At 41.6% G+C, this 22,786-nt stretch carries 18 protein-coding genes and 1 pseudogene; 10 read left to right on the forward strand and 9 right to left on the reverse strand.

From position 1 onward, the window contains the following. Positions 1-8: 8 nt before the first annotated feature. From NSTCB13_RS13535 to NSTCB13_RS13545, 3 genes and pseudogenes are all read left to right on the forward strand, one after another. Positions 9-275 carry a hypothetical protein gene (locus NSTCB13_RS13535; RefSeq protein ID WP_448272686.1) on the forward strand — a complete coding sequence of 89 codons (267 nt, stop codon included), beginning with the start codon at positions 9-11 and terminating at the stop codon, positions 273-275. Further along, positions 247-1,761: an NACHT domain-containing protein gene (locus tag NSTCB13_RS13540; RefSeq protein WP_448272687.1), complete on the forward strand. Its 1,515-nt coding sequence runs from the start codon at positions 247-249 to the stop codon at positions 1,759-1,761. Before NSTCB13_RS13535 ends, NSTCB13_RS13540 begins: the two co-directional genes overlap by 29 nt. Positions 1,762-1,833: 72 nt before the next feature. After that, positions 1,834-2,869: pseudogene (locus NSTCB13_RS13545) on the forward strand (IS630 family transposase); the annotation flags it as partial. A 187-nt stretch (positions 2,870-3,056) separates the two neighbouring features. Here NSTCB13_RS13545 and NSTCB13_RS13550 read toward each other — a convergent pair. Then, the gene (locus tag NSTCB13_RS13550) at positions 3,057-4,310 is read right to left on the reverse strand and encodes an esterase-like activity of phytase family protein (protein ID WP_448272688.1); all 1,254 of its coding nucleotides are present in this window, start codon (positions 4,308-4,310) and stop codon (positions 3,057-3,059) included. Beyond that, the gene (locus NSTCB13_RS13555) at positions 4,273-4,479 is read right to left on the reverse strand and encodes a hypothetical protein (RefSeq protein WP_448272689.1); all 207 of its coding nucleotides are present in this window, start codon (positions 4,477-4,479) and stop codon (positions 4,273-4,275) included. Before NSTCB13_RS13555 ends, NSTCB13_RS13550 begins: the two co-directional genes overlap by 38 nt. 659 nt (positions 4,480-5,138) lie before the next feature. Between NSTCB13_RS13555 and NSTCB13_RS13560 the strand changes: the two genes are divergently transcribed. From NSTCB13_RS13560 to NSTCB13_RS13585, 6 genes are all read left to right on the forward strand, one after another. After that, on the forward strand, positions 5,139-8,162 hold the full coding sequence (locus tag NSTCB13_RS13560) for a bifunctional YncE family protein/alkaline phosphatase family protein (protein WP_448272690.1): 3,024 nt from the start codon (positions 5,139-5,141) through the stop codon (positions 8,160-8,162). A gap of 95 nt (positions 8,163-8,257) precedes the next feature. Further along, positions 8,258-8,785, forward strand: a complete 528-nt coding sequence (locus NSTCB13_RS13565) for a PEP-CTERM sorting domain-containing protein (RefSeq protein WP_445628106.1) — start codon at positions 8,258-8,260, stop codon at positions 8,783-8,785. An 83-nt stretch (positions 8,786-8,868) separates the two neighbouring features. Continuing rightward, positions 8,869-9,255, forward strand: coding sequence for an SMU1112c/YaeR family gloxylase I-like metalloprotein (gene gloA2 / locus NSTCB13_RS13570; RefSeq protein ID WP_445628105.1), 387 nt, complete (start codon positions 8,869-8,871; stop codon positions 9,253-9,255). A 44-nt stretch (positions 9,256-9,299) separates the two neighbouring features. After that, the gene (locus tag NSTCB13_RS13575; RefSeq protein ID WP_445628104.1) at positions 9,300-9,953 is read left to right on the forward strand and encodes a CatB-related O-acetyltransferase; all 654 of its coding nucleotides are present in this window, start codon (positions 9,300-9,302) and stop codon (positions 9,951-9,953) included. 282 nt (positions 9,954-10,235) lie between these two features. After that, complete coding sequence (gene bioU / locus NSTCB13_RS13580; protein WP_448272691.1) at positions 10,236-11,255, forward strand: (S)-8-amino-7-oxononanoate synthase BioU; 1,020 nt, start codon at positions 10,236-10,238, stop codon at positions 11,253-11,255. A 326-nt stretch (positions 11,256-11,581) separates the two neighbouring features. Then, positions 11,582-12,493, forward strand: a complete 912-nt coding sequence (locus NSTCB13_RS13585; RefSeq protein WP_445628103.1) for an alpha/beta fold hydrolase — start codon at positions 11,582-11,584, stop codon at positions 12,491-12,493. A gap of 65 nt (positions 12,494-12,558) precedes the next feature. On the opposite strand, the gene NSTCB13_RS13590 is transcribed toward NSTCB13_RS13585, so the two are convergent. Further along, positions 12,559-12,924 carry a phospholipid-binding protein gene (locus NSTCB13_RS13590; protein ID WP_445628102.1) on the reverse strand — a complete coding sequence of 122 codons (366 nt, stop codon included), beginning with the start codon at positions 12,922-12,924 and terminating at the stop codon, positions 12,559-12,561. A 271-nt stretch (positions 12,925-13,195) separates the two neighbouring features. Here NSTCB13_RS13590 and ilvN point away from each other — a divergent pair, with 271 nt between their 5' ends. Next, entirely contained in the window at positions 13,196-13,714 is a 519-nt protein-coding gene (gene ilvN / locus NSTCB13_RS13595) for an acetolactate synthase small subunit (RefSeq protein ID WP_448272692.1), read from the forward strand. A gap of 106 nt (positions 13,715-13,820) precedes the next feature. On the opposite strand, the gene NSTCB13_RS13600 is transcribed toward ilvN, so the two are convergent. The 6 genes from NSTCB13_RS13600 to NSTCB13_RS13625 all read right to left on the reverse strand — a co-directional run bounded on the left by NSTCB13_RS13600 (position 13,821) and on the right by NSTCB13_RS13625 (position 22,762). Then, positions 13,821-14,951, reverse strand: coding sequence for a YbjN domain-containing protein (locus tag NSTCB13_RS13600; RefSeq protein ID WP_448272693.1), 1,131 nt, complete (start codon positions 14,949-14,951; stop codon positions 13,821-13,823). 98 nt (positions 14,952-15,049) lie between these two features. Beyond that, the gene (locus tag NSTCB13_RS13605) at positions 15,050-15,397 is read right to left on the reverse strand and encodes a type II toxin-antitoxin system PemK/MazF family toxin (protein WP_448272694.1); all 348 of its coding nucleotides are present in this window, start codon (positions 15,395-15,397) and stop codon (positions 15,050-15,052) included. Next, positions 15,398-15,529, reverse strand: coding sequence for a hypothetical protein (locus NSTCB13_RS13610; protein ID WP_448272695.1), 132 nt, complete (start codon positions 15,527-15,529; stop codon positions 15,398-15,400). Next, the gene (locus tag NSTCB13_RS13615; protein ID WP_448272696.1) at positions 15,513-15,662 is read right to left on the reverse strand and encodes a hypothetical protein; all 150 of its coding nucleotides are present in this window, start codon (positions 15,660-15,662) and stop codon (positions 15,513-15,515) included. The genes NSTCB13_RS13610 and NSTCB13_RS13615 overlap by 17 nt, the downstream gene beginning before the upstream one ends. Positions 15,663-15,855: 193 nt before the next feature. Continuing rightward, entirely contained in the window at positions 15,856-16,695 is an 840-nt protein-coding gene (locus tag NSTCB13_RS13620; RefSeq protein WP_448272697.1) for a hypothetical protein, read from the reverse strand. Between the two features lie 85 nt (positions 16,696-16,780). Beyond that, positions 16,781-22,762 carry an eCIS core domain-containing protein gene (locus tag NSTCB13_RS13625; RefSeq protein WP_448272698.1) on the reverse strand — a complete coding sequence of 1,994 codons (5,982 nt, stop codon included), beginning with the start codon at positions 22,760-22,762 and terminating at the stop codon, positions 16,781-16,783. Positions 22,763-22,786: the final 24 nt, after the last annotated feature.

Genomic DNA, 22,786 nt, shown 5'->3' on the forward strand with positions numbered 1-22,786 from the left:
TCTCCTGCATGAACAAGCTGTTCAAAAATCCGCTCTTTTTGTTCATTTTTGGTGCAACTGCCACAAGTTTAATCGGTTATTTAATTAACCAATTACCTGCAATTCCAGATTTCCCACATAAAAATTCATTAATTATTGGTGCTGTGATTATTGTGACGCTGTTAATTGCGTGGGGAACATATCAACAGGCACAGCAGCAGTCAGAAGACCCCACCAGAACAAATCGACCCAATCTTAAGACCGCGATTGCTGGAAGCGGAAGAAACAAAGGTTAAAAAGCGATCGCAAGATTCTCTGCTTTTGTCGCTGATGATTGAACTAGATAAACAAGAGCAACCGGAAAAAGTCGGACGAAACCCACTGCAACCCTTATATAGAATCTCTACAAACCAGCATACAAGCCCACCTCAGCAAATTAATCGCATGGTGGATGTGTTGCAACGAAAAGATATCAGTGGCAGATTATTAATTTTAGGACAGCCGGGAGGAGGAAAAACTACGACACTGCTAAATTTGGCAGAAGAATTATTGGAAACAGCAAAGCTAAATGATAAAGCCCCAATGCCTTTTATCTTTGAACTTTCGGCATGGCGGGATGATAGCGTTAATATTCTGGATTGGCTAATTATTCAACTTAAGGAAGAATATAATCTAAGACCTGGAATTAGTCGGTTTTGGTTAGAACGGGGTGATATTTTACCGTTGTTAGATGGCTTGGATGAGTTGGGGTTGGAACGACAAAAAAAGTGTATCAAAGCAATTAATCAATATTTGGGTGAAGATGCGAAGCGGGATTTGGTTGTTTGCTGTCGGGAAGAGGAATATCATACAGGGGAAGAACAGCTTACACAGTTACATGGTGCGGTTTGTTTGCAGCATTTGTCGGAAAGACAGATTCAAGATTATTTAAATCAGTTGAATAGACCTGATGTGTGGCAAGAAATACAGAGAAACGCGGAATTTTTGGAATTAGCAAGGACACCATTATTACTCTCAATGATGATGGTTGCATATCAAGGAAGAGCAATACAGACAAAGCAGGATTTATTTGATGCTTATATCGAGCGTAGATTTGATTTGTTGCGTGTAGGGAAGGGAGAACCGCAGCAAAAGAAAATTGTGCATTTTTTAGCGTTTTTAGGAAAGCGTTTAAGAGGAACACAGACAGAGTTTTTGATTGAAAATATACAGCCATTTTGGTTACAAAATCGTCAGCAAAAGTGCTTGTATAAATTAATTTTTGGCTTAATGAGTGGGCTAGTTTTTGGGCTAGTTTTTGGGCTAGTTCTTGGCTTAATGAGTGGGCTAATTTTTGGCCTAGTCTTTGGGCTGATGAGTGGACTAATTAGTGAGAGTTTTTCCATTAAACCAGTCGAAGCAATTCAATTTCCAATTACACAAATAGGAATTAAAAATTTTCTAAAAAATTTAATTTCATCACTGATTTCTGGGCTGATGAGTGCGCTGATTGCTTGGCCAATTTTTGGGCTGATTGGTGGGCTGGTTTTTGGGCTGAGTTTAGGGCTGATTTTAGGGTTAGTTGAGGGATTAAAGGCAGAGCTAAAAATTAAATTTACACCCAATCAAGGTATTCGGGCATCGTTCAAGAACACACTTTTTCTCACATTTATATTTAATATTATGTTTTTATCTAGCCAAATTTGGATGAAATCATTTTTGCTTAATTTTCTTAAACTTAATGAAGTTACTTTAATGCTGAGTAACTTACAAACATATATAGGAATCATATTTGATTTCTGAAAAAACTAAGAGATAATACTGAGGTGTGTATCTGTCTAAGAACGAACAATGATAAACCAGGATCTACAAGCCGCGATCGCAGAACTACAAGAATTTATAGATGATCGCCCAGATGCGCGTGAGGTAAGGAAAGCTTTGGCAGTTAAACTGGTTTATCAAGGTTACAAGTATGAAGAAATTCAAATAATTTTAGATGTGTCACTTGGTTCGATAACAAGCTGGAAACAAGCCTACGAGGAATATGGAATTTCGGGGCTGCACTTGAACCACAAGGGAAGAAAAGGCTACTTAACTGCTCAACAACGAGAAGAAATCTTAAGTTGGTTGCAAACAAAGGAGTGTTGGGAACTTGGCGAACTCGAATATAAATTGGCTTTTGAATACGATCTAACTTATGAATCAAAACGGAGCTATTACGATTTATTTGATGCGGCAGGAATTAGTTGGAAGAAAACTACTTCTTTGAATCCAAAAGCTGACGAGGATGCTGTTGCTGCAAAAAAAAAAGAGATTGAAACACTGTTGGCAAGGCATCGGGAGGAAATCGAGACAGGAAAGTTAAAAGTATTACTGCTTGATGAATGTCATTTAATGTGGGGAGATTTAAGCGGATATGTTTGGGGAAGAACTGACCAAGAGATAACAGTGAGAGTTGTTAATGTACGAGATAAACAGACATACTACGGGGCAGTTGACTATTTGAAGGGAGGCTTACTGCTCAAAGCATATAACGCAGGTAACTCAGAAAATACGATTGATTATCTACGTTATTTATTAGATCAGTCGCCCAACCAAAGATTACTTCTTTTTTGGGATGGTGCTTCTTACCATCGTTCACATCTGGTTCAAAACTTTTTAGGCGAGATAAACCTTGGTTTGTCTCAAGAACACTGGAAAATTCATTGTGAACGCTAAAGCCCCTAATTGCCCATCACAAAATCCAATTGAGGATATTTGGTTACAAGCTAAAACTTGGGTACGGCGTTTCTGTGCTTTGATTCCTTCGTTCTCTCATCTCAAATGGATGTTTGAGTGGTTTCTCCGAGACACTACCTTTGATTTTGCCACTCTTCAAATGTACGGAGCTTTTTCAGAAATCAAATACTAGTCCTATAGCGGTTTCCACATGGGTAAGGTAGAGAAAAAAATAATTAACTACAAATAAACGATACATCGAAATAAATGCATGACTTACTTAAATAAACTAGCAAACAAGTGAAATTAGTAAGCATGTAGAGTGGGCATTTTGCCTACTCTAACAGCTTCTCATAATTAAATATCAACTGAACCGAATATCAATCATCACCTCTGCTATCCTCGTCTTCCCCTTTGATCTTCTGCGCTACGAAACCCGGCAGATCGCTATTGTCAACCGCAAAAACGAAAAACTTGTTTGGGTTGTCAACACTTGTCGAATGGTAAGTATCCGGTGCTAAAGTACCAAGAAAATCGTTGTCATTGGCGATGAATAATGTATGCTTTTCCACTCCATCGATCTTCACATCTTTTCCGAAAGCCAAACCTTCAAGCTTGGCAGGAATGTCCTCTTCTTTGATGCCGTTTTGAGTTAGTGCAGCAACCACATCAAGGAATAAGGTCTTGGTTACTGCCTTACCAACAAGGTTGCTTTCCCCGGTGATATTGCTTACTTCTTGAGCATTCGTCAAATCGATCCGATAGATTTTCTTGAAAGCAGCCTTGGAGCCGTCGCCAAATCCCTTGCCATCGCGTTCATCTACTAGGAATTGGCGATCGCTAATGGCTAAAATCTCACTAACTGTAGGATACTTCGGTTTAGCCGCCGTACCAATATTATCTAGCTGATAGGCGTATTCCTGAGTAGCACCTGTGGCAATGTCAATTTTGACAATTCTGGTATAAGCACCATTAGTCCCACCGTCTTGGAGTAAGGGACTTTGCAAAATGCCAAACAGGGTTTTACCATTGGGAGTAATTGCCAGTCCTTCCATACCTTTGTTGGCAACCCGACCGGATGTGTTACCACTGATCTCTGTATCACTAACAGGACTTAAGTTGCTGACTGCAAACTTGCTAGGTAGGTTAAAGACCCCGATCCGCTTACCTGTATTGCGGTTGAATTCATATATATAAGGGCCATATTCATCCGAGATAAATATTTGCTCTCCACTATTGGATACACGCACCCCTTCAGGATCGAAACGCGCATTGTTGGAATATGTGGAGATTTGGGTGGGGTTGAAGTTGTCTGAGCGTCCAGTGAAATAGTTTTTATTCTTGGTATTTAAGGCTGGTACACCGCTAGGTACACCCAATCCCGCACCACTTCCGTAGTAAAGAGGGTCTTTGCTAAACAGCAGAGTTGTGTCAATTAAGCGAGGGGTAAGGGTGAAAGGCAACGTTGATGAACCATTGCTTGGTACGAGTTTCAGTTTGATAGTTTGGAAGCGGTTGATATAGGATGCTGTGTCACTCACAGCGCTGTTGTATGAGACGGCATTTGGGCCCCGGTCTGGGATAGCGATAAAGGTATTATTGCCAGCGTAAGCTAGTCCCGACCCTAGACCCACCCAAAAGGTTTCCTGGAACGCCGTTTTCCAAAGGAGCAGATGTTTCGGTGGAGCGATCGCCTATATTACCATCTAGGCTGCCAATTGCAATCAATTTAACCTCTGCATTGGCAGCAGGAGCCATTGCAAACAACACCAACAATGACAAAATAAGACTTTTGTTGAGCATATCAGTTCTATGGCGTAAAGACAGTATTTATTAAAAAATATTGTCAGTTTTTTTTCTTTTTTAGTATCTATTACCAGTAATTAAGCAAAAGTTAAGCTTAGATTAAGGAAAAATATTAAAGTTTGTATAAAACTATTACTAATAACAGTCAAAATCTGCTATCGAAAAACGGATAAAAACTACGTTATATATAAAAAAATGGTCAAGATAAAGTCTAAAATGTAAAAAATAAATAATTACAATTCAAAAGTAAAATTAATAATTCAAAATTCAAAATCTTAGCAATTAATTCAATACAGGTCAGTTAGTGTCAAAAATCTTGAAATGTGTAGATTGGTTTGAGGAATGTAGACCCGAAGGGGCTTATCGAAGAGTAACCCAACATTTTCGGGGCTTTGTTGGGTTGCGCTTGCTTAACCCAACCTACAATTTTCCTTAACTAAATCGTATTTGCAACTAATTTTATCAACTTTAGAAATAAAACTGAATTCCGATATTTCCACTCAGCAACGTCAAAAAATAAATAAGGTATTTCAAAAACTTAACTAGATACAATTTGCTACTACCAAAATATAACCAAAAATTATTCATGGCTTAACCATGAACTATAAATATCTGTATTTGAATAGTTATGGTTCTCCCTATTATAGAAAAATTGCATGAAAACTAGTAGAAACCAAGGGTATCTATTAAGTCTTTTGCTGGTAAGTAGCTTGAGTGCAAGTATCCAATCAGCTAGTGCTGGAACTACCAGACCTGTTGGTAACTTAGAAGGTGGAGCAGCTTTGCTACCTACAGGTCAAATTATCACGCCCGCAGCAGCACCAGGCTCGACGTTTGCACCTTTAGGAACTGGTTTGCGTACAGATGATAATGCTGATGCTGCTGAAGCCGTAAGTACAGCCCTTAGTCCTGATGGAAAAACTCTACTGGTTCTTACCAGTGGCTATAACCAAAACTTCAAAAATGAAAATACAGGTAGTACTTTCACTTATCCTGTATTAGATCCGCTAACTGGTAAGCCAAGTGGTACAACAACCCCAAAAGCAGAATGGGTTTTTGTCTATGATGTGACTAGCGGTAAGTTAGTTAAAAAACAACAAATTAATATTCCTAATACCTATAACGGTTTGGCTTGGGCTAAAGATGGCTCGCGCTTCTTTGTCTCAGGCGGGATTGACGATCGCGTGTATGTTTATGCGTCTAATGGTAGTCAGTACGTACCAGATGCCCCCTTTATTTTACTAGGTCATAATTCTGACCAAACTGCACCCTTCCCTAAATACGATGGTGGTTTGTTGAAGGATACGCCAGCTAAAGCTGTGAGTACAGGAGCAGTTGTAGCGGGTATTGCAGTCAGTAAAGATGGCAAGACCTTAGTGGCTGCAAACTTTGAGAATGACTCTATATCAATCGTTGACACTTCTACCCGTAAGGTAATTAAAGAAATTAAGTTCTTTAGGGCAGGCGACAAAATAGCAACTGGTGAATTTCCTTTTGATGTCGCTATCAAAAGTACAGACAAAGGTCAAGCAGCTAAAGTTTTTATTAGTAGCCAGCGCGATGACGAAGTAGTTACTGTTGAAATTGCTTCTGGAAAAATCACTCGTATACCAATAGGTAGTCAGCCAAACAAAGTACTGCTTTCGGCGGATCGAGATCGACTATATGTAGCTAATGGTAATGATGACTCAGTTTCAGTCATTGATACAAATAGCAATCGGGTTGTCCAAACCATTTCTCTGTCTCGCCCTGGCGATAAATACAAAGGTGGCAATCCCAACTCTTTAAGTCTCAGTCCAGATGGAGGAACACTTTATGTTACTCTAGGCGGCGAGAATGCGATCGCTGTTGTGGACTTGCAAGCTGGTCGGGTGAATGGACGCATCCCCACTGGCTGGTATCCTAATTCTGTAAGTGTCAGCCTTGATGGTCAAAGACTTTACGTTGTCAATGCTAAAAGTAATTCCGGCCCCAACCCGTCAAACAGTCGAACGACACCAGCAGGACTTGCACGTAACACTAATTTTAAAAACGATTACACCTGGGCTTTAGAAAAAGCTGGTATCTCAATTATTCCAGTGCCAAGTAGCAGTACTTTGGCTATGCTTTCAACGCAGGTAGACAAAAACAACGGTTTTTACAATCGTCGTCCTGACCGGATAATGAGGTATTTACAAGGCAAAATTAAGCACGTTATCTACATAGTTAAAGAAAACCGTACCTACGATCAGGTACTCGGTGACTTACCTATCGGTAATGGCGATCCTGCACTTACCTTGTTTCCCTACAAGATTTCACCCAACCATCACAAGCTGTCTCTTGGTTTTGCAACTTTTGATAACTTCTATGACAGTGGTGAATCTAGTGGAGTAGGTTGGAACTGGTCTACTTACGGTCGTACTACAGATTACACCGAAAAAACTCAATCAGTTCTTTACGGTAACGCTGGCTTTAACGGCTTAACCTACGATTACGAAGGTACAAATCGGAATATCAGTCTTGGACTACCGCAAACTTCCTCGAATAACTCGCCAATTAATACCCGGATAACAGGAGTTTTAGATCCTTCTGGGCAGTCTTCCATATTACCTGGAGACAGGGATGTTGATGCTCCCGAAGGAGACGGTAATCTCCAACCGGATGCCATTGGTGGTTATCTGTGGGATACGGCGCTACGTGCTGGCAAGACTGTACGCAATTACGGTTTCTTCGTTGATAACGGAATTCCTTACACCACTACTCAAACCGATCCAACTAAACCCGATCCGAAAAACCCAGCTTATATCCCCATTTCCGCAACTCCTTACGCTGACAAGATTCCTCAAGCTCCCGTTACTAAAACTGCATTGTTGGATAAAACCGATCTTTACTTCCGCTCATTCGATCAAAATAATGCCGATATTTATTTGTACAACGAATGGGAAAGGGATCTTCAGCAAAATGGATTACCCAATTTAATGCTTGTGCGTTTATCTCACGATCATTTTGGTTCTTTTGGCACTGCTTTATTTGGACTAAATACTCCTGAATTGCAAATGGCAGATAATGACTATGCTATTGGCAAACTGGTAGAAAAAATTTCTCATCTCCCGGAGTGGAAAGAAACAGCAATTTTCATCATTGAAGATGATTCCCAAAATGGGCCCGATCATGTTGATTCGCACCGTTCGTTAGCTTATGTTATTTCGCCCTACACAAAACGAGGTGCGCTCGTTAGCACTAACTACAACACCATTAATATATTGCGGACAATGGAGGATTTGTTAAACATTAACTATTTGGCAATTACTGATGCTAATGCCGAACCAATGTCAGATGCCTTCACAAGACAACCGAATTTTGAGCCTTACACAGCTGTTGTGCCAGGTAACTTGTGTGCTAAACCTGTAGATCCGAAACTAGTACCAGCTTGCCAAGACCCCAATATTGAAAATACAGCAGCTGTGCCCATTCTAAATGATGCAAAATGGTGGGCTGCTATGACCAAGGGGTTCAATTTTATCGGTGAAGATAACCTTGATGCAGAAGAATTCAACGAAATTCTTTGGGAAGGAATTAAGGGCGATAATATTCCTTATCCTGAAAAACGTAACGGTAAAAACTTACGGCAAAACCGCGAGCAACTTCTAAAGAATTGGCAATTGAGTCAAACGAATAACTCTACTGGCGCTAAGAAGTAAGTCTTAGACGTTTGGTGAAAACGTAGAGACGTAGCACTGTTACGTCTCTACAGAGTTTAAATAATTGATTTATTTAATGCAACAGGAAAATTGAGATGAAATTGTTTCAAAAATTAGCGATCGCTACTAGTCTGATTCTGGGTTTAGCTACATTAGCTACTAAATCTGCATCGGCTGCAATTATTAATTATGCGTTCAATGTTGATAGTTCTACAGCTAAAGGTAACGGTCTATTTAGCTTTGATGACACAACTTTCAGTAATGATAATATCCCAGTAGCCCCAGTTCAATCGCTAAGTTTTCAATTCGATAATGATCCTAATATTTACACCGCAAAGGATGATGTTGAATATCCAGATTATCCGGTTGCATTTCCAACTGTATCCTTAGCAGATAACGCACCTATTGGATTGCTGTACAGCTTCCTTGACAAAGCTAATCCTGACAAAAGTTACGAAATTGCTGGAACATTATTTTCTGTCTCTTCTGAAACTTCCGATTCCGGTATAGTTTCTTATCGACAAGTACCTGAACCTAGTACTTTAGGTAGCACACTTCTTCTTGGCACTATTGGCTTGTTCATGAAAAGAAAGGTAAGATCGATCAAAAACATTAAAGCTTAACCTCGATTTAAGAGGGTGTAATATGGTTGGGTTCCCACCTGCGTACACTCTCTTAATAATTGTATTAAAAAAGCAAAACTCCAATGAAAACCACTGGTATTCATCATGTAGCGATTATTTGTTCTGACTACGATCGCTCCAAAAAATTTTATGTAGAAGTTTTAGGCTTTCCGATTATTCAAGAGACTTTTCGCGCCGCCAGAAATTCTTATAAATTAGATTTAAAAGTTGCAGAAAATACTCAAATCGAACTATTCTCTTTCCCAAATCGTCCAGAACGATCTAGTAACCCAGAGTCTTGTGGTTTAAGACATCTTGCTTTTCAAGTTGATGATGTAGAGGAAACTGTTTTTTATTTAAAATCAAAAGGGTTAGAGGTAGAAAATATCAGAGTTGATGAAATTACAGGCAAGAAATATACTTTCTTTAAAGACCCAGATAATTTACCATTAGAAATTTATGAGCATTAAAATTACTTCTAGCCAAACTTCTTATCACTATAGATAATCAAGCGATGTCTACGATGCTCGAATATACTTCTCCTCCCATTTGGCTAAATGCTCATATTCAAGACCCGCGCATCAAAGTTGGAGATTACACCTACTTTGATCGGCACATCAGTTTGGCAATATTTACCCCAAAAGATCGGATTGAGATTGGAAAGTTTTGTTCTCTGGCTAAGGATATCGTTATTTTTGGTGGAGGAAACCACATTATGACAAGAGTAACGACATTTCCTTTCAAGTGGTTATCTGAGGAAGCTTCTCCAGAAGAACGTTACACCGATGCATCTGCTTGCGGGGTGACGAATATTGGCCATGATGTTTGGATTGGGCATGGAGCAACGATTTTGTCAGGGGTGAAAATTGGGAATGGTGCAGTTGTGGGCGCACAGGCTGTTGTTGCTTGTGATGTTCCTGCGTATGCAATTGTGGTCGGTAATCCAGCTAAGATAATTCGGTATCGGTTTGAGCCTAAAACAGTAGAACGGCTGCTAGAACTATCTTGGTGGGATTGGGAGTCACACAAGATTGCAGCTAATTTAGATTTGCTATATACCAACCCGGATGAATGGCTACCAGAGATCGAGTTGAAACAGCCACAAGCAGATGTATTGAAATTGATCGGGATGCCGCCATCAGCAGAACACAGAACAGATAGGTATTGAGCCGAGGTGGCACTTCCACATCCTAGACATCTAGCACCAGTCTAATTGCTGTTTATTATTGCCAAAATTTCTATATTAATAACTATGCCTATATTCCCAGTCAAAAAACTCAAAAGCGATCGCTAGTAGATAAATATCTGCAATATCCAGCCAAAGAACCCAGGATAATGAATCATAATTAATCTCTATAGCTTTGAGTTATCAGCCATCAGCCACCAGTTACCAGCCGGAAGCTGAAATGCTGAATAATCAAGGCTTTGGATTCAACCTAACGAATTGACTATGAATTCTAAACAAATCAAAAATTCTCTAAATATTTCGCCAGCGATACGTGTAGGAGTACTGGGTTTCGGCGGACTCGGACAAGCAGCCGCCAAAGTAGTTGCTGGCAAACGAGAAATGATTTTAGTTGCAGCAGCAGATCAAAAAGGTTACGCTTATGCTGCTGAAGGTTTAAATACTGAAAAATCCGTTACAACCTATCAGTCTCAAGGTTCGGTAGGTTATTTAGAGCCAATTGGTACATTAACAAATCAAAGTATTCAAGATTTAATCGAAATAGCTGAAGTAGATGGGTATTTTTTGGCTTTACCCAACCTGCCAAATGATTTTATTCCCAATGTCGCCAAGGAATTTATCAAATCTGGTTGGCGTGGGGTACTAGTAGATGCAATTAAACGCACCACTGCTGTAGAACAACTCCTAGCGATGAAAGAGGAACTGCAAGCCGCCGGGATTACCTACATGACAGGATGCGGTGCTACACCTGGACTGTTAACAGCAGCAGCAGCTTTAGCCGCCCAAAGTTACGCCGAAATTCATCAAGTTGAAATTACCTTTGGGGTGGGAATTGCTAACTGGGAAGCTTACCGCGCCACTGTCCGGGAAGACATTGGCCACATGCCTGGTTACACAGTAGAAGCTGCTAGGGCGATGACTGACGCAGAAGTAGAAGCACTACTAGATAAAACTAATGGCGTGCTGACCTTGAAAAATATGGAACACGCTGATGATGTGATGTTAGAAGTAGCGGGGATAGTAGGACGCGATCGCGTTACAGTTGGTGGTGTAGTCGATACCCGCAATCCCAAAAAGCCCCTCAGCACCAATGTGAAGGTAACAGGGCGTACCTTTGAAGGAAAGATTTCCACCCATACCTTTACTTTGGGAGATGAAACCAGCATGGCAGCAAATGTCTGCGGCCCTGCTTTCGGCTATCTCAAAGCTGGTAGACAATTGCACCAACGCGGCATCTATGGAATATTTACCGCAGCTGAAATTATGCCCCAATTTGTTAGGTAAATAGGGAATGGAGACTGGGGAGCAGGGGAGACAAGGGGACAAGGGGGACAAGGGGGAATATTGAATAAGTCTCTCCCTTGTCTCTTTCTGGGGCAGGTTTTTTTGATTAGACAAATTTTTGGGATTTTAAAACCAAAACCATTGTCTGAGAACTTAAAACTACGTTCAATAATTGAGAACATTCTCAACTATTTATCGAAAGCCTAAAAGCCTGCCCTTGAAAGCTCCCTTGTCTCCCCCCTCTTCTTTGTCTACCTTGTCTCTTCTCCATGCCCAATCCCCAATTCTTATAATGGTATTTCAGTGCTGATAAATCGGAGGTAAGTGTGACCACTACGGTACACTGGCAGGAACGAGTTGGTAATCAAAGAGATTGGATTTGGCGTGGCTGGCAAACTCGCTACACTTACATTCGCCCTAGTCAAAATCACCACAACACAACACCTCTAATTCTGTTACATGGCTTTGGCGCTTCTATTGGTCATTGGCGACATAATTTAGAGGTGTTGGGTGAGCATCACACAGTTTACGCTATAGATATGCTGGGTTTTGGCGCTTCTGAAAAAGCCGCAGCTAATTACAGCATCGAACTCTGGGTTGAGCAAGTTTACGATTTCTGGAAAACATTTATCCGTCAACCAGCGATATTAATAGGCAATTCCAACGGTTCGCTGATATCTATGGCCGCCGCCGCCGCCCATCCGGATATGGTGCTGGGTATGGTGATGATGAGTTTACCAGACCCGTCATTAGAACAAGAAGCAATTCCTCCTGTGCTGCGCCCACTCGTCACCGCAATTAAAAATGTTGTCGCTTCACCGTTGATACTTAAACCTGTATTTAACTTCGTGCGCCGTCCTGGGGTGCTGCGTCGCTGGGCACGTCTTGCCTACGCTAACCCAGAGGCGATTACCGATGAACTGATCGAAATTTTAGCAGGGCCTCCCCAAGATCGGGGTTCTGCAAGGGCGTTTAGTGCTTTATTCAAAGCGGCGATCGGAATTAACTTTAGTCCTAGTGTCAAGACAGTATTACCAACCTTAACAATTCCGATGCTTTTAATTTGGGGACAAAAAGACCGGTTTGTGCCGCCAGCACTAGCTAGCCAATTTGCCCAATATAACCAGAAGTTGGAACTGCTGAATCTGGAGGATGTAGGGCATTGTCCCCATGATGAATGTCCAGAACAAGTGAATCAAGCGATTTTAGATTGGATTGAGAGAGGAGTTAGGAGTTAGGAGTTTGAATTCTTCCCCTGCTCCCTCATCTCCCTCATCTCCCTCAAGCTTCTGCCTTTTTGCACCTAGCCAATCGTCGCCTGGTTAGTGTCAACATCTGTAGCACCATTTACAGAACTCGCTACAGAAATCATTTTGTTGAGAATTTCTTGACTGGGGACTTTACCTTTCAACACTACAGTGCTACCCGTCTGAGCAACCCAAAGGGTATTAACATCGTCGAGTTGGGGATCTTCATCAAATGCCAACGCTACCCGCTTTGCCAAACCACTTTGGTCATATTCTCCGCTTAACCCTAGACGTTCTGGAGGTATTGATTGCGTAGCATTAGCGACATCACTACTAGGAGCTTGCTGTATAGCCTGTGGAGCCGGATTTACTTCTGCATTTTGAGGTTTTTCCATGCCAAACAATCTTTGTAGCCAACCCATAAAAATTTTTCTCCTATTAGAAACCGATCAAATCTGAGTATAAAAGGTTTGCAACAAATGCTGCATCTGCCAACAAAAAGATATACATTCAATCAAATTCTTGCTTGCAGTAGAATTTCTAAACAATTTCTCGATTGGAAATGCAATAGAGTGCAACGCTTAAGTTTACAATAGGAGGTCGCACTGAAAATTTAGTGCGGTAGTAGGTCTAGCATTGCCCTTAGCTAGTGTCTGCGTTACTCAATTCCTGCTCTAGCCTCTGTTGGCGAAGATGAAACATACCCTTTCAGTTCTCGTAGAAGATGAGGCGGGTGTTCTTTCCCGCATATCTGGTTTATTTGCGCGTCGCGGCTTTAATATTGAAAGCCTTGCTGTTGGTCCTGCTGAACAAGGAGGAGTCTCCCGAATTACAATGGTTGTCCCTGGTGACGATCGCATTATCGAGCAACTCACCAAACAACTGTACAAGTTAGTCAATGTCTTGAAAGTCCAAGACATTACCGAAACTCCTTGTGTCGAGCGGGAATTGATGCTTTTGAAGGTGAATGCTAGTAGCAGCAATCGCTCAGAAGTGATCGAATTGTCTCAGATTTTCCGGGCGCGAGTCGTGGATGTGGCAGAAGATTCTCTCACCTTAGAAGTTGTGGGAGATCCAGGTAAACTGGTAGCGATCGTGCAAGTATTACAAAAATTTGGTTTGAAAGAAATCGCCCGCACTGGCAAAATTGCCCTAACTCGTGAGTCGGGCGTGAATACCGAGTTACTCAAATCTTTGGAAGCAAAGGTTTAGTTGGGAATGTAAATCAAGACTCAGAAATACTCAAACGCAGCAGAAGTCATAGTGGCAATTGTTACTATGACTTCTATTTAGGGACTAGCAAAAAACAAATATCCAACTAACCTTCAATTTTGGCGATCGCTTCTTCTGGTGAGACATTACCATAAATCACAGACATAATCCCAGGCAGGTATTCATCCATCATCGTGACGTTGGCGTAAACTACCCGTTTGATGAGTGCAAAACTGAGTCTGTCACCTTCGACATCAATGCTAGTTTTGTAGCTAATTTCGCCATCGCTAAAATCTAGCTCAAAGTTGCCGATCATCATGCCAGAATTAGCTCTAGTTAAAAACTCTGCTACAGCCAGCCGCTTATTTTCTGGTGAATTGACTGGACAAATTGAGTAAAAAACGAATTGATTTTGTTCGCTTCTAGTTCTAGCGTAACAATTCCATTTGCCATTTTCGCCTTGGAACGGTATTTGTAAAGCTGGCTGTCCTGGAAGTTGTACAAAGGGCCAATCATCAGCTTGAAAAAAATTGATTATTTCTTTAAAAAGACTACCATCTGTAGAATCTGAGGGCATTGCCTCTATTTTTTGCGTTATCTCATCTGTGTTAATATCAGCTAATTCTGTCAAAAATTTATCGATTCCTTCCAGCATTTTGGCAGATGCTTTCTGAGTTTTTGCTGACAAATTCGCCTCAGTCCAATCTTTAAAAAAGTTGACAATGCCTTCAGCAATTCCTTCACCGGAAACGCTTGTTTGAGCAATATTTTCTGGATTAATATAAGACCAAAGAGTACGATAGCCGATTTCGCCTAATTCTTGTTGCTGTTTAACAGATAAACCCAACCAGCTTTCGGTACAAAGGATTTGGTTATCGGGTTGTTCTTGGCTTAAATTCAGGATATATTTTGCAGTTTCATCAATGTTGACGGCGTGTTCAGACAGGAGTGGTAATAAATCTGGTTTCAGGCTGACTTCGATAGTAATGTCTGGTTCGCTGAGGAATTTACCAGATGATAGAGGGTTACGCGCATCTGGTTTGAGATTGAATAAAGCGGCGGTATCGATGCGTTGATAGAGTTGTGGGTTGACTTGGAAGGTGAGGCGACACTCGATGAGTTCGTTGTTTTGTGTGGTGAGAGTGAAGGCGATCGCGCGAACCGTTAAGGGAGATTGGGAGGAGTCGTGTAGGGTTAGTTCGCTGTCTAATTGATGATTTTCAGTCTTATCTACCATATCCTATAAATTTTTGCTTGCATTAGCGACAACTTGAAAGGCACTGCTGGCTTGAATTTTTAGCATTGTCGCTCGATAGCGTGAATATTGAAGATACCTTACTCTTGGGCTTCTTTTGGCTTTAACATCTGCCAAATTTCTGCATCAACTTGGGTTAAATATTGCAACTCTAACTCACCTATTTTCTGAATTATGCGCTTTCGATCAATAGCTCGCAGTTGAAACACCATTGCCACGCAAGGCAAGGTTAAACCATTCTGTTCCGATGGCTCAATCCTGACTGTAAATGGAAAACGCAATGCACCTAATGAAGACGTAACTGGGACAATGATCAACATCGGAGAAGTTGCAATATCTGTTTGAACCGCAATTGCTGGACGATTGCCCTTTTCTTCTCGCTTATCTGACTCAGGCAAACCAACTAAGAGAATATCTCCTCTAGCCATTTAGTTTTTTACTTCATCGGAAACCGCTACCGCATCAAGTGATGCTAGTGTCGCTTCCATACTTAGCCAATCCTCATCACTTGCTGCTTCCCAAGCCACAAACTCTTGAACCAGTTCAGTGGGTATCTGCATAAGCAAAGGGGGTCAGCAACGCTGTTATTTCGTCACTAAGGGAATATCCATGTGCCTGTGCTTGTTGAAGGAGTGCTTGGTATAGCTCAATTGGCAACGTTACAGATGCGTCAATGGTTTTGGTAGCTTTCATAGAATTGCAATTCAACCAGTCGTCAGAATTATAACTCAGATTAACCGAGGCTTTTGGACTAATATTAAGACCAAAAAGTGTGCTCGCCTTACACATTATTTCACTGCCAAGTTAGTATCAGGCGATCGCTTTTCGGTAGGATTCATTAAGCACAATTTTGAGCAATATAAATACATTAGGTTTTTATCACACATTAGTGAGGTAAAAACCCTCGTTCCTGTAAATAAGCCTCAAAATCTTGCCCTTTCTCGACAATGCCCTCAATATCTGAGTCAATCATATCTTCAGCCAAGTAACTGGCTTGGCTGGTGACAAAGCTGTTGGGTGTAAACATATCCTCTGGCAAACAGTCGAACTGCACTAACAAAGTGTCAATCAAGCTGGAAAATAGTTCAGGTACTTTAGCAATACCAGACTCGCCAGCATTATAAATAGCTTGCAGCAGGTAACGCCAGCGATTTAATGCTTCTATATCTTCAATGTTGGTGTACCATCGAACAAAGGCAAATTGAAACTCACTCAGAAAAGCCTCTGTATCACCACTGTGAGTGTTAAATAAGGCTTGTTCAAAGCGAGATAATTGTTCTAGAAACAAATCACTGGGCTTGTCAGAAGGTATATTGACCGCAGCATGGTTTGATTTTTCTTCATTAAGGATTGGGGAAAAAACACGAGGAGCAATATGGTTCGTCAGTTTCTCCCATATTTCCCAAGAATCATGGTTATAAGGGATCAGTACCTGATCTATCGCCCCTCCTAATGCTAATTTTTGGTAGTGATCTGTGTTTTCGGGTTGATCGTCTTCAAATTGCTGCAAAGCGTGGTTAAAAACTTTCACTAAAACCTCGTTTGGTTGCAAGCAAGACCAAAAGCCTTGAGATATTTTATCAACTTGCACGCCCACATAATGAAACCCAGGTATAACCTGCTTGAAGCCTCGAAAACCACCTTCAATCTGATAAATATCTGCATCTATCTGTGCTTTTTCTTTTGGCACATTACGTAGAATTATATGACAAAACCCTGTGTTCATATGCTTCTTGTGTTTGGAATTCTAATTTCTCTTTTTATTTAGTCACAAATCTAGGGAAGTCTAGGGAAGGTATTTATATCCGAATCTAAATATTTCCTTTCCGAGCTTGTTGATTCGCTTCGCGGTTCAATTTCACAACAGCTTTTAAAAATGCCTTTTGAGAGGTGTACCCATAACGCTTACCCACATCCTCGGCAGCTTTTGATTTATCTTTCTCTGTTTTCAAGTCTGCATACTTATCCTTCCCTTTTTTAATCTTCAGCATTTCTTGCGCTAATTCCGACAATTCTTCTTTTCCTTGCAGTTTGTTAAAGTCTTTTATATCAACTTTATTAATTGCATCACAAAGCCGATCAATATATTTAGCACTTTTCCAAAGAGCCGTGCCTAAGTCTGGACTATGATTAATTTGCTCAACTGCGAAACCTGTCTGCTCGTTGATTGACTGCAAGTATTGCTGATTGTTAATAGATATGTTTAATTTCATCTGTTGGTTGAGCACTACGTGTTCGACTGCCCCCCCTGTGTGATAAGCTTCATTGGCAAATACAAGTGCTTTGCTACGGTATTTCTGCAATTTGAGGGTTAGTTCATTCAGTTCCTGCTTATATTCTGTGCTTTGTTCTTCCTTGTCCTTGAGTTTCTTAATGTCTTCCAATATCCGATCAACTTCTCCTAGATACTCTTCATATAGTCGGTTGCTAGCCTCTAGTTCAGCGTCCGAATTAGTCTTCTTAATATATGATGCGCGAAGACCAGCAAGCAGCTCGGGCACTTTCATAACCTTTTGATTGAGCTCATTAATCTTTTTCTTCATTTCAGAATTAACTTCTCGATAAATGGTATCAACCTCATTGAAGCGACTGGTTATTTCTGATTTCTGATTTTCATTAGTATCTCTAACCATTTTCTTCTTATATTTTTTCCACTGAAGATCAGACATAAAACGTCTTATTTTCAGAAGTGACATTACATCTTGGATTTTTTGAGAAGATTCTTTACCTTCTGGTGTCATTTGCGATTCTATTTGCTTTTTATCTTTTTCTTTTTCTTCTTTTCCTTCACCAACGGGCATATGCCCAGTTGTATAAACATTTGTGTCGAAAACAGTGCCAGACTCTTTACTCCACTTTTTGCGGAAAATTTCGTTGAATTGTTTCACTGCTTTAATTTCAATCGATTGATTACCGCTAGCATTAAAAGTCACATCGTAGTCAGAGGTTAAATCTTCGCTTCCAAAAGCTTCTTCTTTGAACCCCGGTATCTGATTTTTCACCTCAGCGATAATCCTTGCCACCTCTTGCTTGCGGAAAGCAATGATTTGTTTCATTATTTCCGGGTTACTTAAGTATGTTGCTTTTACTTTTTTCCAATCACTGTTTGCTTTCTTAATCAATTCTTCGGCGTTCACGTTATCGTCGAATATCTCTTCGTCACCCGTTTTTCCTGTAGGATTGACCTTACCTTTGACATAAACGGTTTCTTTGACACCATCTTGGCTTTTAACTACCAGTTCAAGCGAGGTCATCTGATACTTAGACTTGATACTTACTAGGCGTTTCTTGACTGCTTTAGCAGATGTATTGTCATCCTTGATCAATTCATGGGCTTCTGCTAAACCCTGATTTAAGTCGTCTTGCTTTTGCTTCTGCGATCGCTCATCAGCTTTGCTATCTTTGGCTTTCTTATCCTTGTTAAATCCAAACTTATCTTTTACTTTATTCCCAGACTTGTCAAACTTATCCTTTATGGATTTTTTCTTGCCGTCAACCCAATTATGGGCAGCTTCTTTTTTATCTTCAACCCACTGCTTACCAGCTTTATATTTCTCCTTCGCTGATTCTGTAAAGGCTCCTACCTTCTTGCCAAACTTGCTATTCTTGAACTTGTTACTGACACCCTCTTTCTTGTCATTAACCCACTGCTCGGCAGTTGCTTTCTTATCATTAACCCAATTCTGACCAGCTTCTTTCTTATCCTCAACCCACTGCTTACCGGCTTTATATTTCTCCTTCGCCGAATCTTTCAGTTCTCCAGCCTTCTTAGCAAACTTGCTATTCTTAACCTTGCTACCAACTTTCTTAAACGCCTTCGCACCTTTATCAATTACCCAATCAACTGCTTTTTCCATCGGTTTCCGCAGCTTCTTGAATATTCCTTGAATCTTGTCGGCAATTCCATCTAAGCCCAAAAGACTTGCTAGGAAACTGATGACAACTGGTAAAGATTTCGCTAGGGCATTTTCAACACCCTTGATTGCTTGATCGATCGCACCACTAGCGATCGCCCCAATTGCATCCAGTATCGCATTAATTAAATCGGCAATCTGCTGGGCGCGTTCAATAAAGAATTTGACAATCTCATAAATCGCCTTAGCAGCTTTGATAAATGCTGAAGCCGGAGTCAACAAGCTGAGAATCCACTCAATCCCGGCTGTAATCACTTTTTCAATGATAAAGTTCTTGATGGGTTCGATTACCAAGGCGTTGAGGTCGCCCATCTTCTCTTGGACAAACTGCCAAATCCCAGCCACCCCTTCACTGGCTAAGACTTGAAATACATCAACAGTTTGTTCCAATCGGCTGACCTTTTCTTCACCCAATCGTTTCACCGCTTGGGCGCGAATTGCTTGGTATGTGAAGCCCAAAAGCTGCATTGCTAGGCTAAAGATCCCTTTGAGGTCGAAGTTTTCTGGCATTTGAATACCAGTTTCTGCCATTGTGCCTGTCAGCCAACCGATTAATCCTTGCTGGAGATGCTTGCCGATATTATTCATGAAGTTGAGGAAGCCTTGCTTCAGCGCCTGAATCAAATTAGTCAAGAAACCAATCGGGTCTTTGAGAATTTGCCCAACTACGCCAGCAACTCGTGCCAGCACTTGCAAGAGCATTTTGGTTAGCTCAATAATCGTCTTGATGACTCCTACCACAAAGTCGAAAGCCTTCTGTACCAATCCCTTATTTGCTGCCTTCATCTCTTCAATGCGGGCATCAACAGCTTCCAAATTCTCCTGATATTTCTGCGCTAGGGTATCAATTAGCTCATCTTGCTTATCGTCAATACTTTGTTGCAATTCTTCAAATTTGCTATCAATGTCTGCGGCTGCTTGTTGACCGACTCCTTTTAAGTCTTGCGGCAGTTTGTTGACATAATCTTGAATCTCCTGTTTACCATTGGCTATTTCTGCTTTGGCTTGAGTCAGTCCTTTACTGATAATGGCAACAACTTTGTTAATAACACCATCCATCTGATTGATGTAAAGCTGGCGACCTTCTTGATAGAAAGCGTTCACCTCTGAGGGCATACCGAACAATTTGTCTTTCAGCCATTTTGCTGGCCCCCAAAAGCCACTGTAGCGATCGCTCTTATAATCGTCCATCCGCTTGCCAACGTAATCCTCGAAGGCTTTTTTGGCGTCAGCAGCACCAGCATCAAAGGCTTGTATAACTTGCCCGTCTAGTTCGCTAAGGGTTTTCTCAACTTTAGCTTTAGTCTTGTCATAAATCTTATTAATATCACCAGCAACTTTTGCCCGTGCTTGCTCATCCTTGCTCTTGGCACCCACCTGCTGCTCCCCTACCTGACCCAGGTTTTGGGTACGGATACCGTGCATTGCTTGGAGATGCTGCTGGGCTGTAGCTGATGCCGTAGCTTGAGCGGTTGCGAGTATCCCTTGCTCTTGCTGGCGATATTGTGGCGGTGCTTCTTGGGCATTGGTTTGAGCGTCTTTCTTGGCTGCGAGTGCCCCTTGAAACTCCGGTTCATTGGAGTTTGCTAATTGCTCCTCAGTAATATCCGCTTCTTTCATCTGCTGGTCAAGTTTTTTACTGTCCTCTTGCAGTGGTGCTTCGACTTCACCTTGTCCTTTAGATTTGGGTGCAGCTTTATCTGCATCAACACCTGTTGGCGGTGTCCCTGGCTCATTCTTGGGTAGTGGTGTTACTTGTTTAGCCTCAATCCCACTAGCATCAGGTTTTTCTTTGGTTTTCTCTTCTAGTTGACCCTGAGAACTTTTCTGTTCTTCTTTAACCTGATCGCTCAAATCGCCTTTAACAGAGTCCAGTTTATTGTTATTTTTAAAGTTGTCCGCCTCTTCCAAGTTCTTGGGAGCCATATCAGCAATCCGCTCCATCAATTTGGCTTTGAAGGCGGCAGCGTCAAATCCTGGTGTTGGGGCTTGTTGCATCTCCCCAACTTGATTGGCTTGCGCTTTGCTGTCTACTTCATTACCTGGGGGTTGGGCTGCCGCTTGGGCTTCTTGGGCTTTGCTATTAGCAGGTGGGTGTTTTTTCTGTTGTCCTGCAACTTCTTTGGTTGTGCCGACTACCGCTTGAAATGCTGGGTCATCTTCAGGGGAAGTGGGAGCCTTTTTACCATCAACTGCTGTAATGGCTACATTTGCTCTGGGTAATGCTGCGATCGCTTTCCCGGCGTTTTCTCCAGATAAATCTGCGTTTACCTTACCTACATCTGCTCCTTTGCTTTGAGCTTGCTGTTGAGAATCGACCTTTTCTGTATTAACTTTAGTATCTTTTGACTCAAGCTCTTTTGGTTGATTTCCCCCAACCTCAACCTGTTTCTGAGTTACTGCTGCACCAACTTTTTTTGTCGGGGGCGGATCTGTTGCCGCGTTACCACTATCATCTGGGGGCGTGGGACTAGCTTGATGTTTTTCTGTTGTAGCTTGATTTTGTTGTTCGCCGTTTTCCGTATCAGTTTTGGACTCTAATTTTTTTTGGTTATCTTCGTCACTTGGTTTTTGGAAATTCTCTCGCAGTTGGATAGCTAGCCCATGCCCCGCAGAGGTTGTCAGCACTTTTGTCTGAAGTTTATTTTCTTTTGGTGCTACATGAAGAGATTTCGGCTGTACTGCACTGCCATTCTGCTGGACAACGTGCGTCAACTCATGGGCCAGTAATTCCTTGCCTGCATCACTTCCAGGAGAGTATTCGCCTTGACGAAAGAACACATCCTGCCCTGTAGTAAAAGCACGAGCTTGTATAGATTCATTTAAACGATTAGATTGAGCATCAGTATGAACCCGGACGCTACCGAAATCAGCCCCAAATGCTTGCTCCATTGGGTGCTTGATATCATCTGCAAGTGGCTGCCCATTGCCACGTGCTTGTTGGATTGAAGTTTCTAGCTCAGATGTTGCGGCTGTCCTTCCTCCACCCTGACGCTGCACCAAAGGAGTAACGGAATCCGCCAGAGATTTCATTTGTAATTGGTCTTCTTCTGGTAATGCCTCCCGTGGGATAGATTGCACAGGTTCGCTCATCCTCTGCATCACCAATTGGGCTACACTATCAGCCTCCTGCTCATAAACGTCTCCAGGTTGGCTAACTGTCAGTTTTGTTTGTGGACGCCGCAGTGATATTCGACTAATGTCATGTCCAAGCGGTTTGCTTGGGGACTTTACCTCATTCACTATCTCGGATGAAGTACCAAGCGGCTTCATTTGCAATTCTTCTTCTGGTAGTTCCTCCCGTTGCAGCGAGGGAGTTGCTTTCAAAGATTTCATTTGTGCTTCTTCTAGCAGTTCCTCGTGCTGAATACTGCCCTCTGGCTTCATTTGCAATTCTTCTTCATCAGATAATTCTTCTTGCTGAAGTTTCCGACTCTGTGGCTGATGAATTCTTTGCATTACCTGACGCGCTGTTTGGTCAGCTTCTTGCTCGTATTTATCTCCAGGCTCCCCAATCGTCAGTTTTGCTTGAATTGGTGTTGGTGTATCTGGCCTTCTGACTGGAATATTGGCAAAGTTATGACCAAATCGAGTTGCTTTTTCCAATCGAGAATTCAAAGATCGATCCATCTTGGCTTGCAATACAGTCAGCCGTTCTTGTCCCTCTGGCGTAATCGTCCCATACTTGGCTTGTAATTCCAATCCAGTTACTTCCATCTTTTCTTCTGCAAAAGCTTCATTCTCTACGTCCGTTTGTGTCACGGGCGTAAAAGATGCTTTTTGAGTTTGGCCACCAAACGGTCTATAGGCCAATTGAGGAGTTTGTTCTGGTGCTTGAAAATTAGAAAATCTAGATGAGGGACTTTTGAGAGATTTCATCGGTTTTGATTGCAACTATTGACG

The organism is Nostoc sp. DSM 114160, assembly GCF_053470305.1.